Below are 14,620 nucleotides of genomic sequence, written 5' to 3'. Positions count from 1 at the left end.
GCGGCGCGCCCACCGGCCACTCCGTGCCGGTCCGCGAAGTCCGCCTCTCCGCCGGCGCCGGCTTCATCGTCGTCATCTGCGGCGAGATCATGACCATGCCCGGCCTCCCCCGCGTCCCCTCGTCCGAATCCATCAGGCTCAACGACGCAGGGCAGATCGAAGGGTTGTTCTGACCCCCGGCGCAAAACGACACTTGACCCGGCAGGGCCGCCGCAGACACGAGATCGCGCGCGGCCCTTCATCTTTGCCGAAATACTCCGGGGGAGTCCGCCTCTGGCGGACGGGGGCAGCGCCCCCTGCCCGGCCGGTTCTCCGCGATCAGATCGCCAGATAGCCGATACCGCAGAAGGCGACCGCGATGCCGCCCCATTGCCCCAGGCTCATCCGCTCGCCCAGGAAGACACGGGCGAGAAGGATCGTGACGATGCCGAAGGTCGAAGCCGCCACGGCGGCGAATTCTGGGTTCTGCAACGGCGCCGCCACCATGATGGCGCCGAGCGCGACGGCGTCCAGCGCCCCCATCAGCAGCAACAGCGGCATCTGGCGGCTCAACCCGCGCAGCGCCTCCGTCCGCAGCAGGATCAGCGGCAGGATGACCGCGATCGCCGTGGCGCGGGTGACGAGCAGGACCGGCAAATCCGCCCCGGCCCGCGTCGCGTGCTGGCCGGCGGCAAAGGTCAGGGCGAAGCCCGCCGCGCCCAGCAGCGCCCAGGTCAGCGCGGCCCTGCGCGATCCGTTGCCCTCGCCTTCGCCGATCAGCATCGCCACCAGAGCGATCCCGGCGACCACCGCCAGCCCTGCCGCCCATTGCGCCGATGTCACCGGTTCCCCGTCCAGGCCGGCGGCCGCCAGCGACAGGACCGGGTAGGCCCCGATCACCGGCGCGACAAGCCGCACCGGGCCGATCTCGAACGCCTTGTACAGCCCATAACCCGCGATCCCGAACGCCACCCCGGACAGGCCGGAAAAGACATAGGCCTGCATCGTCATGCCGGGCCAGTCGCCAAGCCAGAGCGCGACCGGCAGCACCAGCAGCGCCCCGGCGGCCAGAACCGTGGCGAGGGACGGGAGAATACCCGCGCGCTGGCTCACGTAGCGCACGCATATGTCATGCACGCCCCAAGCCAGCGCGGCGATCAGACCGAGTCCGAGCGCGCTCATGCCCGATGCGGCCGCCGCCGCGCCGGGTTCGAAAACGAAGGTTTTATCACGATTTCCGCCAAGATTCCTTGCGCCGGGGCGCCGATGCCGTTATTCTTTTTAATAAACTAATTTTCCACTGGTGCAAACAACTCATCTTCGAGGCCCGCCATGCCCGACACATCCTATCCCAGCGTCCTTCCCGGCCCGCCCAAACCCAGCGCCATCCTGCAACCTCGGGTGTTTTCCCTGCCGCCCGGCACCGAACGCTATTGCGTCCCCGGCGCCGGGGCGATCCTTGTTCCGGTCTTTGCCGGCGACCGGATCGAGGTCGTCAACGACGAAGGCGGGCAGTCCTGCGAAATCGTCTGCGCCGATGCGCGGGGCCGAACCGACGCCGGGCTTCTGGACCGGCCGGCCAATGCCGACCCGCGCGGACTGAAAGCCCTGCTGGCGGGGCCGGACCGGTCGCTGCGCGGGCTTCGCATGGGGATCGAATCCCGCGGGATCGACCTTGCCGCGGCAAGGGCCATCGCGCTTTTTGAAACCACGACACCCGCGGGCACCAGCGCCGAATTCCGGGTGCAGCGCGACGGAATCGCGATCATCGCGGCGCCCGGCGGCATCATGGACTTCGAACGCCAGGACACCGCGACGCCGCTGACGGTGATGCTGACGCGCGCGGTCCTGAAGCCGCGGGTGGCCTTTGATCTGCCCGATCCGCTGGCGGACCCGGTGGCGGAACTGCGTGTCCATACCAGCACCGCGGAATCCTATTTCGTCAAGGCCGGAGACTACATCCAGATCATCGACGTGGATGGCCGCCAATGCACGGATTTCCAATGCTTTTCGGCGCGCAAGCTCGACAGCGGGCAGGAACACGCGCTGGACGTGACCACGACGCGGACGCTGATGGGCCATTCCTACCCGATGCCGGGACTGCACGCCAAATATTACGATCAGGACATGCTGCCGCTGCTCGAGGTCGTGCAGGATACCTGCGGACGCCACGACGCCTTCGCGCTGGCCTGCGCCGCGAAATACTATGACGACATCGGCTATCCTGGCCATGTGAACTGTTCGGACAATTTCAACGCGGCCCTGGCCCCGCACGGGGTCAATCCGCGCGCCGGCTGGATGGCGATCAACTTCTTCTTCAACACCGGGCTGGACGAGCACGGAGTCATGTATGCGGACGAACCCTGGTCGCGCCCCGGCGACTATGTCCTGCTGCGCGCCCTGACCGATCTTGTCTGCGTCAGTTCCGCCTGCCCGGACGACACCAGCGCCGCCAACGGCTGGAACCCGACCGACATCCATGTCCGCACCTACAGCGGCAAGGAAAGTTTCTCCCGTGCCATCGCGATGCGCACAACCCCCGACTCGGAGCCCAGAATGACCAAGGAAACCGGCTTTCACGCCAGCTTTGCCAAGCACACCGGCAATTTCGTCGAATACAACGGGTTTTGGCTGGCCAGCAGCTTCGCCGAAGCGGGCGCAATCGACGAATACTGGGCCTGCCGGCAGAAATCGGTGATCATGGACCTGTCGCCGCTGCGCAAGTTCGAGATCACCGGCCCGGATTCCGAGGCGCTCTGCCAGTATGTGTTCACCCGCGACATCAAGAAACTGCCGGTCGGCGGCGTGGTCTACACCGCCATGTGCTACGACCACGGCGGAATGATCGACGATGGCACGGTGTTCCGCCTGGGCAAGGACAATTTCCGCTGGATCGGCGGCAGCGACTATGGCGGAGAATGGATCCGGGATCAGGCGCAAAAGCTGGGCCTCAAGGTTCTCGTGCGCTCCTCCACCGACCAGTTGCACAATGTCGCGGTGCAGGGGCCGGAAAGCCGGGATCTGCTGCGCAAGGTCGTCTGGACCGCGCCGCACAATCCGGATTTCGACCAGCTGGGATGGTTCCGCTTCACCCCGGCCCGGCTGAACGACGACCAGGGGGTGCCGATCGTCGTGTCGCGCACCGGCTATACCGGCGAACTCGGCTACGAAGTCATGTGCCATCCGAAACACTGCGGACAGGTGTTCGACGCGATCTGGGCGGCGGGCAAGGATCACGGCCTGAAACCCTTTGGACTGGAAGCGCTGGACATGGTGCGTATCGAGGCCGGGCTGATCTTTGCCGGCTACGATTTCAGCGACCAGACCGACCCGTTCGAGGCCGGCATCGGGTTCACCGTGCCGCTGAAATCCAAGACGGACGATTTCATCGGGCGCGATGCGCTGATCCGGCGCAAGGAACACCCGATGCGCAGGCTGGTGGGTCTCGACATAGACGCCAATGTCGCTGTGGGTCACGGCGATTGCGTCCATGTGGGCCGCGCCCAGATCGGCGAAGTGACATCGTCCATGCGCAGCCCGCTTCTGGGCAAGAACATCGCATTGGCCCGGCTGGACGTGACCCATGCAGAGATCGGAACCAAGGTCGAGATCGGCAAGCTGGACGGGCAGCAGAAACGCCTGCCCGCCGAAGTCGTGCCTTTCGCGCATTACGATCCCAAGAAGGAAAAGCCGCGGTCCTGACCTGATCTGAATCAAGGCCGGACCCTGTTCCGGCCGCGATGCTGTCGCAAAGGAGAAAATGCCCATGTCCGGACGCATGATTGACGCGCTAGGCGGCGAAGAGGCGGTGCGCGAGCTCGTCGAGACCTTCTATGACCTGATCGAAACCCTGCCCGAGGGCGAGAACCTGCGCCGCCTGCACCGGCGCGGGCAAGGGATCGGAAATGCCCGCGTCGAACAGTTCAACTTCCTCTGCGCCTTTCTGGGCGGGCGCAAATACTACCTTGAAAAACATGGGCATATGGATGTGAAGCTGATGCATGAACATGTGCCGATCAGTCCCGAGGACGCGGAGAACTGGCTGTTCTGCATGGACCGCGCGCTCGAGCAGCTGAACCACCGCGGCGACCAGATCGACCGGCTGCGCGCGATCTTTCGCCGTGTTGCGTTGATCCTGGTCAACGACTTGGGCGAATGGGGGCGGCCTTCTCAGTCCGCCGAAGCCGCCGGAATCAGCAGCACCTGAACATCGGCGACATTGGTGCCGGTGGCGCCGGTAATCAGCAGATCCCCCGCCGCGTCCAGCGCGGCATGGCTGTCGTTGTTGTCCAGCAGGGCCTGCGCGTCCTGCCCCGCCGCCCGGAGCCGCGCCAGCGTTCCGCCATCGACGATGCCGCCCGCCGCATCCGTCGGACCGTCGCGCCCGTCGGTGCCGCCTGACAGGAACACCCAGCCCTCTGGCAGACCGGCGGCCTCCGCCCCCATCGCCACGCGCAGCGCCAGTTCCTGGTTGCGGCCACCCCGCCCCGATCCGCGCAGCCGCACCGTGGTTTCGCCGCCAAACAGCAGCCCCATGGCCACCGGGCCTTGTGGCGTCGCCGCCCCCGCCGTGAGAATACGGTCCGCCGCACCCGCGACGTCGCCGATCAGCCGATGGTCGACCATCCGTGTCTGCAATCCCGCCGAAGCCGCCGCCGCCATCGCCTTGAGGCTGTGACGGTTCGACCCGATCAGACGGTTGGTCGCCTGCGGAGTCGGACCGGGGTCATTCGCCTGTTGAAGATGGGCCCGCACCGCGTCGGGCGCACGGTCCCAGATGCCGGCCGCCTTCAGGGTTTCCATCGCATCGGCGGCACTGCCGATCGGCCCCACCGTCGGACCGCTCGCCACGGCGCGCAGGTCGTCGCCGATCACGTCCGACAGGATATAGGCCGTCACCGGCGCGGGCACGGCCAGGCGCACGAGACCGCCGCCCTTGAGTTGCGAAAGCTGCTGGCGGATCAGGTTCATCGTGTCGATGTCCAGCCCGCTTTCCAGCAGCAGGCGGTTCACCTCTGCCTTGTCCCGCAGGGCCAGTCCGGGGCTGGGCGCGGGCAGAAGCGCCGACCCGCCGCCGGAGATCAGCGCGATGACCCGGTCGGCGCCGCCTGCCGTCTTCAGCAGGTCGATCACCGCGCGCCCGGCCTCCAGCCCGACCGCATCGGGCACGGGATGGCCGGCATGGAACACGGTGACGCCCGGCAGATCGGCGGGATTGCCGGCCTGGGTCACGACGATGGCCGCCCGGTCCCCTTGCACGTGCTCCAGGGCCTCTTCCATCATCCGGGGGGCAGCCTTGCCGACGGCCAGCAGGATCGTGCGACCGCCCACGTCGGGGCGCGGCAACGGCGCCATGGCGAGCTGGCGGCGCAGCGCCAGCGCCGGGTCCGCCGCCGCCACCGCCGCGTCAAACAGCGACCGGGCGGTCGCGCGCAGGTCGGATGCGTCAACCGGCGGCAATTTGTTTCGCCTTTTCAACCAGAACCTCGGCCTGACGGATCGAGGCATAATCGATCAGCCGGCCGTCCAGCGACACCGCGCCCTTGCCCGCCGCCTCGGCTTCGGCCATCGCCTCGAGAATGCGTTTCGCCTTGGTGATTTCGGCTTCGGACGGGCTCATCACCTCGTTGGCGAGCGCAACCTGGCTGGGGTGGATCGCCCATTTGCCCTCGCAGCCCAGCACGGCGGCGCGATAGGCCGCCGCCCTGTAGCCGTCCGGGTCCTGGAAATCGCCGAACGGCCCGTCGATCGGACGCAGACCGTTGGCGCGGGCCGCCACCACCATCCGGGCCAGCGCATAGTGCCACATGTCGCCCCAATGAACTTCCCGGTTGCCCGCCTCGTCCGGGTCGGTCAGCACCGCGTAATGCGGGTTCACGCCGCCGATGATCGTGCTGCGCGCGCGGGTGCTGGCGGCATAGTCGGCCACCCCGAAATGCAGGCTCTCGTTGCGCCGTGACGCGGCGGCGATCTCGCTCACGTTCTGCATCCCGAGCGCGGTTTCGATGATGTGTTCAAAACCGATCCGTTTCTTCAGGCCCTTGGCGTCTTCGATCTGCGTCACCATCATATCCACCGCATAGACATCGGCGGCGGTGCCGACCTTGGGAATCATGATCAGGTCGAGCCGTTCGCCCGCCTGTTCGACCACGTCCACAACATCGCGATACATGTAATGCGTGTCCAGTCCGTTGATCCGGACCGACATGGATTTGTTGCCCCAGTCGATCTCGTTCAGCCCCTTGATGATGTTCTTGCGGGCCTGTTCCTTCTCGTCCGGGGCGACCGCGTCCTCCAGGTCCAGAAAGATCACATCGACGTCGGATTTCGCCGCTTTTTCAAACATTTGAGGCTGCGACCCCGGCACGGCCAGCTCTGACCGGTTGAGGCGTCCGGGGGCTTGTTCAATGGCGTGGAAAGACATGGTCGGAATTCCTTTCGGGCAGGGTTGCGCGCCGCCGGGTTGGCGGCTTCCCTTTTTTGAGAGAGCAAATATTTTTTCTTGTCAAGAAAATTTTCACTACTGTCATTCACCTCTTTCTACGGGCGGCACACGCTCTGACGGCAGGCGCGAGGCGTAGTAGAACGCGATGGCCTGGGCGCGGTTTCGCACCGAAAGTTTCTCGAACAGGTTGGACAGGTGGAACTTCACCGTGTTGACCGAAATGCCGAGTTCCGCCGCCAGTTCGCGGTTGGTGGAGCCTTTGGACAGGGCCTCCAGCAGCACCCGTTCGCGCTTGGACAGCTGCGCGATCGGGTCCTGCTGCAAGTCGCGCACGTCGAGAAAGGGAAAGACCATCTTGCCCGCCGCCACGTCGCAGCAGGTGTCGAGCAACCCCTCGACCGGCCCGGACCGCGGCGAAAACGCCGCCGCCCCGGCCGTCATCGCCTGCCGCGGCAGGTCGTCGGTGGCATCCGCGTAGACCACCAGCCGCGGCGCGTTCTGCTGGTCGCGCAGCACCTCGATCAGCTTGGCCCCACCCAGGGCGGGCAGTTTCCAGTCGATCACCCCGACCTGCACCGGCAGGCGCATCACCATGCCCAGGAACCCTTCGGCGGTGCCGGAGGTGGCGACCAGAGAAAACCGCGGGTCGCGTTCGAAAATCTCGGACATGGCGGACAGGACCAGCGGATTGGCATCCGCCAGCATGATCGAGATCGGCGCAGGAACCTTGTCAACCATTTGCAATCCTTACATATTCTGCCATTACCTACCCATTTAGGTGGGGTATCGAACGGTATACAACCGTATTCCAACACCTTTGGGTGGGATTTTCCCCATACTAATAGTTACCCATAAGCAGTGCTAAGGCAGGTTTCGGGAATTGTCCACGTCATTATCTTTCATTGCAACCCGACAGATCGAATGATTCTTACGAAAGAGGATGACCAGCCCAATGTCCGACACCACGATCTTCCCGCAGCTCGAAATTCCGCAGACCATCGCCGCAGGCCCTGGTCCGGGCAACACCGATCCGCGCGTCCTGCAACGGTTCGCCAGCGCCGGCGTCGCCGACCACATGCAACCCGACGTGCTGCGCGGCATGGTCGAATGCAAGCACATGCTGCGCCAGGTCATGGGCACCGGCAACATCCATACCTTCGGCGTCGCCGGCACCGGCTGGAGCGGTCTGGACGTGATGTTCAGCGCGGTGATGCCCGGCGACCGGGTCGTGATGTTCGTCAACGGCACCTTCTCGGGCCTGGACGGGCTGACCGTGCGGATGAAAGCCGCCACTGCCGAGGAACTGGCCGCCAACCCGATGGACCCGCAGCCCGCGTCCGTCACCATCGTCACCGTGCCGCATGGCCAATCCGTCTCTGGCGAGATCGTCGAGGCGGCGCTGGCCGAGCACAAGCCGAAATGGGCCGCGATGGCGCATTGGGAAACCGGATCGGGCCGGGTGAACGATCTGCGCGGATTCTCGGACGCCTGCGAACGCCATGGCGTGATGGGGCTGGTCGATGCGGTGTCGTCGCTGGGCGTCGAGGATTTCCGCATCGACGATTTCCCCGGCGTGCACGGCTGGGCCTCCTGCCCGCAGAAAGGCATCTGCTGCCTGCCGCTGACCTATGCGCCGGTGTCCTTCACCGACCGCTATATCGACGTTCTGAAACAGACCGGCTGCCGCAGCTTCGTGCATCATCCGATCCTGGAAGCGCGGCACTGGGGCATCATCGACGGCAAGGATGCCGAGAAGGGCACCTATCACCGTACCCACAGCGCCTATGCCGTCGCGGCCTTCCACGAGGCCCTGCGGATCGCGCTTCAGCAATCCATCGCGCAGCGCGCCCGCGACTACGCCTTCCACGAGGCCGCCCTGCGCAAGGCAGTCACCCGGATGGGCTGCAAGGTCACGTCGAACATGACATCGCTGGTGGTCCTGAACCTGCCCGACGCCCTGGCGGGCCGGGAAATGGAACTGGTGCAGACCTGCCGCGCGACCGGGTTCGGCATCTGGCCGACCCTGTCGGAACCGGTGCAGGTGCGCATCGGCATCCTGAACCTGCTGACGCCCGCGGCCATCACCGACATCGTGACCCGGTTCGGCGCGGCGCTGACTGACATGGGCGCAAAGATCGACATGCCCGCGGTGCTGGCGGATCTGGACCAGCACTACGCCCCGGCATTGGCCGCCGAATGATCCGGCTGACCGCACTCTGGGAGGAGACCCGCAATGGACATTCATGAATACCAGGCCAAGGAGATCCTGGCCAACTTCGGCGTAATGGTGCCGCAGGGCGCGCTCGCCTACAGCCCCGAACAGGCGGCCTATCGCGCCCGCGAGATGGGCGGCGACCGCTGGATCGTAAAGGCGCAGGTCCATGCCGGCGGACGCGGCAAGGCGGGCGGCGTCAAGCTGTGTGCCTCGGACAGCGAAATCCAGGCCGCGACCGAGAACATGTTCGGGCGCAAGCTGGTCACCCACCAGACCGGACCCGAGGGCAAGGGCATCTATCGCGTCTATGTCGAGGCCGCCGTTCCGATCGACCGCGAATTCTATGTCGGCTTCGTGCTCGACCGCAGCAGCCAGCGGGTGATGATCGTCGCCTCCGCCGAGGGCGGCATGGAGATCGAGGACATCTCGGCCGAGAAACCCGATTCCATCGTGCGTTCGACGGTGGAACCCGCCGTCGGGTTGCAGGAATTCCAGTGCCGCGAGATCGCCTTCAAGCTGGGCCTGCGCGCCGCTTTGGTGCAGCAGATGGTGCGCACCTTGCAGGGCTGTTACCGCGCCTTCACCGAACTCGACGCGACGATGGTCGAGATCAACCCGCTGGTGGTGACGGGCGATGACCGCATCCTCGCGCTCGACGCCAAGATGACCTTTGACGACAACGCGCTCTTCCGCCACCCGCAGGTGGCCGAACTGCGCGACAAGAGCCAGGAAGACCCGCGCGAAAGCCGCGCCGCCGACCGCGGCCTGTCCTATGTGGGGCTGGACGGCAACATCGGCTGCATCGTCAACGGCGCCGGACTCGCCATGGCGACGATGGACACGATCAAGCTGGCCGGCGGCGAGCCGGCGAACTTCCTCGACATCGGCGGCGGCGCGACGCCGGAACGGGTGGCCAAGGCGTTCCGGCTGGTGATGTCGGACAAGAACGTGCAGGCGGTGCTGGTCAACATCTTCGCCGGCATCAACCGCTGCGACTGGGTCGCCGAAGGCGTCGTGCAGGCCCTTCGCGAGGTCGAGATCGACGTTCCGGTGATCGTCCGGCTGGCCGGGACCAATGTCGAGGCGGGCCAGAAGATCCTGGCCCAGAGCGGCTTGCCCATCATCCGGGCCACCACCCTGATGGAAGCCGCCGAACGCGCAGTGGGCGCATGGAAGAACGACCTGAACCAGGCGACAAGAGTGAGGGCAGTCTGATGAGCATCCTTCTTGACCGCGATACCCGCGTCATCGTGCAGGGCATCACCGGGAAAATGGCCCGGTTTCACACCAGGGACATGATCTCCTACGGCACGAATGTCGTCGGCGGCGTGGTGCCGGGAAAAGGCGGCGAAACCGTCGAAGGCGTGCCGGTGTTCGACACCGTCAAGGAAGCCGTGGCCGAAACCGGCGCGACCGCGTCGCTGGTCTTCGTGCCGCCGCCCTTTGCCGCGGACAGCATCATGGAAGCCGCCGATGCGGGCATCCGCTATTGCGTCTGCATCACCGACGGCATCCCGGCGCAGGACATGATCCGGGTCAAGCGCTACATGTATCGCTATCCCAAGGACACCCGCATGGTGCTGACCGGGCCGAATTGCGCCGGAACCATCAGCCCCGGCAAGGCCCTCCTCGGGATCATGCCGGGCCATATCTACCTGCAGGGCCATGTCGGCATCGTCGGTCGCTCGGGCACGCTGGGATACGAGGCGGCGGCGCAGCTCAAGGCGCATGGAATCGGCGTCTCCACCAGCGTCGGCATCGGCGGCGACCCGATCAACGGCTCGTCCTTCCGCGACATCCTGGAACGGTTCGAGGCCGACGACGACACCCATGTGATCGCCATGATCGGCGAGATCGGCGGCCCGCAGGAAGCCGAGGCGGCGGAATACATCCGCGATCACGTCAGCAAGCCGGTGGTGGCCTATGTCGCCGGCCTGACCGCGCCCAAGGGCCGCACCATGGGCCATGCCGGGGCGATCATCTCGGCCTTCGGCGAAAGCGCCAGCGAAAAGGTCGAAATCCTGACCGCCGCCGGCGTGACCGTGGCCGAGAACCCGGCCGTGATCGGCGACACCATCGCCCGCGTGATGCAGTAGACACCGGAGGAAACACCCATGGCACGACCCCGCGTTCTCGTCACCCGCCGCTGGCCCGCCGCCGTCGAGGCGCGGCTTTGCGACCGGTATGACGCCGAATTCAACCGCAGCGACACGCCGCTGACCCCGACCCAGTTCCGCGAGGCGCTGGCGACCTATGACGCCGTCCTGCCCACCGTGACCGACAAGCTCGGCCCGGAGGCGATGGACGTGCCGCGCGCCAAGACACGCATCCTTGCCAATTACGGCGTCGGGTTCAGCCATATCGACGTGGACCGCGCCGCGCGCCACGGCATGACCATCACCAACACGCCGGACGTCCTTTCGGAATGCACCGCCGACCTGGCGATGACGCTGCTGCTGATGGTGGCCCGACGCGCGGGCGAAGGCGAACGCGAGGTCCGCGAAGGCCGCTGGACCGGCTGGCGGCCGACGCATCTCGTCGGAACCAAGGTGTCGGGCAAGGTGCTGGGCCTAGTCGGCTTCGGCCGCATCGGTCAGGAGATGGCGCGCCGCGCCCACCACGGGTTCGGCATGAAGATCAAGGTGTTCAACCGCAGCCCGGTGGCGCCCGATATCCTCGCCCGCTATGACGCGGAACAGGTCGCGACGCTCGACGAGCTGATGCCGCTCTGCGATTTCATTTCATTGCATTGCCCCGGCGGTGCCGCAAACCGCAGGCTGATCGCGACCCGGCAACTGAACCTGATGAAGCCCGACGCCTTTCTCATCAACACGGCGCGCGGCGAGGTGGTGGATGAACTGGCGCTCAGCCGGGCGCTCTGGTTCGAAACCATCGGCGGCGCGGCGCTGGATGTCTTCGACGGCGAACCCCGGATCAACCCCGACCTGATGAACTGCGACAATCTGGTGATGCTGCCGCACCTTGGCAGCGCGACCCGCGAAGCCCGCGACGCGATGGGATTCCGGGTGCTGGACAATCTGGACGACTTCTTCGACGGGCGGCCGCCGCGCGACAAGGTCGCGTGATGGCGAACGCGGCGCTCGCCCAGGACCGGCCCGACCCGGATGGGGCCGGAAGCTATGCCGAAACCCTGCGGCAGGATCTGCGCGGCCTGTGGCTGCGGGTGATCGCGCGCCGGGCACCGCAGGTCGCCGACGCAATCGCGATCCCCGGCGGACAGGCGGTGCCGGACGGCGCGGACCCCGGCCCGTTCCTGCAGGCGGCGAACATCTGGTTCCAGCTGCTCAAGATCATCGAGGAAAACGCCGCCATCCGCAGCCAGCGCATGACCGAAACCCACGATGGGCCGCAGGCGGTGCCGGGCAGTTTCGCGGCCCTGCTGGCCAGTCGCCCGGATGTCGACGCCGATCGCTTCTTTCAGGTCGCCGCCGGCCTGTCGGTCGCGCCCACTCTGACCGCGCACCCGACCGAGGCCAAGCGCGTCACCGTTCTGGAAATCCACCGCCGGATCTATCGCGGCCTCGTCGCGCTGGAAAACAACCGCTGGACCCCGCGCGAACGCGCCGGTCACCTGCAACGGCTGGAAAACGAAATCGACCTGCTCTGGATGACCGGCGAATTGCGGATGGAACGACCGAGCCTGGCCGATGAAATCGAATGGGGCCTGCAATTCTTTCGCGACAGCCTGTTTGACGCGGTGCCGCAACTGTTCGAACAGTTCGAAACCGCCGTGCAGGCGCGGTTCGACCGCCCCGCCGGCGACACACCCTGCATTCGGTTCCATTCCTGGATCGGCGGCGATCGCGACGGCAACCCCTCTGTCACCGCCGAGATGACGCGCCACGCGCTTGACAGGGGGCGAGCCACGATCCTGACGGAATACCGCGCCGAGCTGGCCCGCGCCGCGCGGGCGCTCAGCATCAGCGACCGGATCGCGCCGCTGCCCGCCGATCATCGCGCCGCCCTTGACCGGATCGTGCGCGCCACCCCCGGACCGGACGCGCTGGCCGCCCGCAACCCGAACGAACTGTTGCGACAGGCGATCAGCGCTGTCGCCGCACGGCTCGACGGCGAGGGCTATGGCCATGTGCGGGCGTTCCAGGCGGATCTCGCGGCGCTTGACGCGGCGCTCTGCGCCCTCGGCGCGGAACCGCTGGCGCGGGACTACATCCGGCCGATCCTGTGGCGGGCCGCCGTCTTCGGGCTGCGCACGACGACGCTGGACGTCAGGCAGAATTCCTCCGTGACAACCGAGGCCCTGGCCGAGATCTGGGGCGCGGATGCCCCCGCATTCGGCAGCGACGGCTGGTCGCGCCGCCTGCGCAGCGAACTTCCCGCCGATCGCGTGGCACCGGTGAACTGGGACGCCCTGTCCGGGCAGTCGCGGGAACTGCGCGACCTGCTGGCCCTCGTGCAGGAGGTGCGCAACGGGCCCGATCCCGACGCCATCGGCCCCTTCATCCTGTCGATGACCCGGTCCGCCGACGACATCCTCGCGGTGCTGCTTCTGGCGCGCTATGCCCGGCCGGACCTCGCCGCCGCCGACCTGCGGGTGGTGCCGCTGTTTGAAACCATCGACGATCTGCGCGCCGCACCGGATATCCTGCGCGACCTTCTGGCCCTGCCCCATGTGCGGCGGATGCTGCGCACGGGTACCGACCGGGTCGAGATCATGCTCGGCTATTCGGACAGCAACAAGGACGGCGGGTTCCTCTGTTCCACCTGGGAACTGGAAAAGGCGCAACGGCGCATCACCCGCGTTCTGGCGCAGGACGGGCTGAAGCCGCTGTTCTTTCATGGGCGCGGCGGCTCGGCCAGCCGGGGCGGCGCGCCGACCGCGCGGGCCATCGCGGCGCAACCGGCGGGCACGGTCGCCGGACAGTTGCGCCTGACCGAACAGGGCGAAGTCGTGTCGTCGAAATACGCCAACCGGGGCACGGCGCTGGCACAACTGGAACTGCTGGCGTCCAGCGTGCTGGGCCACAGCCTCGACCGTGGTGCGGCACCCCCCGATCCAGAGGTCCATGACACGTTCGAAGCCCTGTCGGGCATGTCGCAGACGACCTATGTCACGCTGCTGCGCAGTCCGGGGTTTCTAGACTATTTCCAGCAGGCCACCCCGGTAGAGGAACTGGCGCGGCTCAAGATCGGGTCGCGTCCCGCGCGGCGGTTCGGTGCCGCATCGCTGGACGATCTGCGGGCGATCCCCTGGGTGTTCGCCTGGTCGCAGAACCGCCACCTGATCACCGGCTGGTATGGGTTCGGCACCGCCGTGACGTCGTTCCGACGGATTCGCGGCGCAGGCGGCGACCGGCTGCTGGTGCGCATGTTCGCCGACATGCCGCTGTTCCGGCTGGCAGTGGACGAAGTCGAAAAGGCGCTGTTCCTGTCCGACATGGACATCGCCGCCCGCTATGCGACGCTGGTGGAGGACGACGCGATCCGCGACGGCATCCTGACAAGCATCCGCACCGAACATGACCGCAGCCTGCAGGCGGTGCGTTTCCTCACCGGGTCGGAGCGGATGGCCGAGCGGTTCCCCAACCTGACCCGGCGGTTTTCGCGCATCCGGCCGGATCTCGACCCGATCCAGCGGCTGCAGGTCGACCTGTTGCGCCAGAGCCGCGACACCGGTGGCACAAAGCTCAGTGTGCCGCTGTTGCAAACCATGAACTGCATCGCCGCCGGCCTGGGATGGACCGGCTAGCCCCAAGGAAAAGGACCCGCCATGAACGCCCCCTATCGCGACCCTGTTGATCCCGGATTTTTCACCGATGCGCTGTCCCGGCGCGATCCCGAGATATTCGGGGCGATCGAGGCTGAGCTGGGGCGGCAGCGGGACGAGATCGAGCTGATCGCGTCCGAGAACATCGTCTCGGCGGCGGTGATGGCGGCGCAGGGCTCGGTGATGACCAACAAGTATGCCGAGGGCTATCCCGGACGGCGCTATTACGGCGGCT

Annotated in this window: 12 protein-coding genes and 1 pseudogene; 9 read left to right on the top strand and 4 right to left on the bottom strand. The window is 66.6% G+C overall.

What is annotated here, in order from left to right; genetic code table 11:
- Positions 1–173: formate--tetrahydrofolate ligase (locus QO034_RS22375; protein WP_284487728.1), on the top strand; the 173-nt coding region annotated here is incomplete at its 5' end.
- A 145-nt stretch (positions 174–318) separates the two neighbouring features.
- Here the strand turns inward: QO034_RS22375 and QO034_RS22370 are convergent.
- On the bottom strand, positions 319–1,161 hold the full coding sequence (locus QO034_RS22370) for a DMT family transporter (protein WP_284487726.1): 843 nt from the start codon (positions 1,159–1,161) through the stop codon (positions 319–321).
- 150 nt (positions 1,162–1,311) lie between these two features.
- Between QO034_RS22370 and QO034_RS22365 the strand changes: the two genes are divergently transcribed.
- Positions 1,312–3,681: a DUF1989 domain-containing protein gene (locus QO034_RS22365; protein ID WP_284487725.1), complete on the top strand. Its 2,370-nt coding sequence runs from the start codon at positions 1,312–1,314 to the stop codon at positions 3,679–3,681.
- 64 nt (positions 3,682–3,745) lie between these two features.
- Positions 3,746–4,186, top strand: coding sequence for a group II truncated hemoglobin (locus tag QO034_RS22360; protein WP_284487724.1), 441 nt, complete (start codon positions 3,746–3,748; stop codon positions 4,184–4,186).
- Here the strand turns inward: QO034_RS22360 and QO034_RS22355 are convergent.
- The 3 genes from QO034_RS22355 to QO034_RS22345 all read right to left on the bottom strand — a co-directional run bounded on the left by QO034_RS22355 (position 4,150) and on the right by QO034_RS22345 (position 7,129).
- Positions 4,150–5,439 (bottom strand): glycerate kinase type-2 family protein, encoded by a 1,290-nt coding sequence (locus tag QO034_RS22355; protein WP_284487723.1) that lies wholly within the window; start codon positions 5,437–5,439, stop codon positions 4,150–4,152. The two genes, QO034_RS22360 and QO034_RS22355, sit on opposite strands and share 37 nt — an antisense overlap.
- Positions 5,426–6,403 carry an HpcH/HpaI aldolase/citrate lyase family protein gene (locus QO034_RS22350; RefSeq protein ID WP_284487722.1) on the bottom strand — a complete coding sequence of 326 codons (978 nt, stop codon included), beginning with the start codon at positions 6,401–6,403 and terminating at the stop codon, positions 5,426–5,428. The genes QO034_RS22355 and QO034_RS22350 overlap by 14 nt, the downstream gene beginning before the upstream one ends.
- A 102-nt stretch (positions 6,404–6,505) precedes the next feature.
- A complete protein-coding gene (locus QO034_RS22345; protein ID WP_284487727.1) occupies positions 6,506–7,129 on the bottom strand; it encodes a response regulator transcription factor in 624 nt (207 codons plus the stop codon).
- A 247-nt stretch (positions 7,130–7,376) separates the two neighbouring features.
- Here QO034_RS22345 and QO034_RS22340 point away from each other — a divergent pair, with 247 nt between their 5' ends.
- The 6 genes and pseudogenes from QO034_RS22340 to glyA form a co-directional block, all read left to right on the top strand.
- Entirely contained in the window at positions 7,377–8,624 is a 1,248-nt protein-coding gene (locus QO034_RS22340; RefSeq protein ID WP_284487721.1) for an aminotransferase, read from the top strand.
- A 33-nt stretch (positions 8,625–8,657) separates the two neighbouring features.
- The gene (locus tag QO034_RS22335) at positions 8,658–9,854 is read left to right on the top strand and encodes a malate--CoA ligase subunit beta (protein ID WP_284487720.1); all 1,197 of its coding nucleotides are present in this window, start codon (positions 8,658–8,660) and stop codon (positions 9,852–9,854) included.
- Positions 9,854–10,735, top strand: a complete 882-nt coding sequence (gene sucD / locus QO034_RS22330) for a succinate--CoA ligase subunit alpha (protein ID WP_284487719.1) — start codon at positions 9,854–9,856, stop codon at positions 10,733–10,735. The genes QO034_RS22335 and sucD overlap by 1 nt, the downstream gene beginning before the upstream one ends.
- An 18-nt stretch (positions 10,736–10,753) precedes the next feature.
- Positions 10,754–11,725, top strand: a complete 972-nt coding sequence (locus tag QO034_RS22325; RefSeq protein WP_284487718.1) for a 2-hydroxyacid dehydrogenase — start codon at positions 10,754–10,756, stop codon at positions 11,723–11,725.
- Positions 11,725–14,367, top strand: coding sequence for a phosphoenolpyruvate carboxylase (locus QO034_RS22320; protein ID WP_284487717.1), 2,643 nt, complete (start codon positions 11,725–11,727; stop codon positions 14,365–14,367). Before QO034_RS22325 ends, QO034_RS22320 begins: the two co-directional genes overlap by 1 nt.
- 21 nt (positions 14,368–14,388) lie before the next feature.
- Positions 14,389–14,620, top strand: a pseudogene (glyA, locus tag QO034_RS22315) (serine hydroxymethyltransferase); the annotation flags it as partial.

It is taken from the genome of Sedimentitalea xiamensis, assembly GCF_030164465.1.
Classification (GTDB): domain Bacteria; phylum Pseudomonadota; class Alphaproteobacteria; order Rhodobacterales; family Rhodobacteraceae; genus Sedimentitalea; species Sedimentitalea xiamensis.
This window is presented reverse-complemented; position numbering and strand designations above follow the sequence as displayed.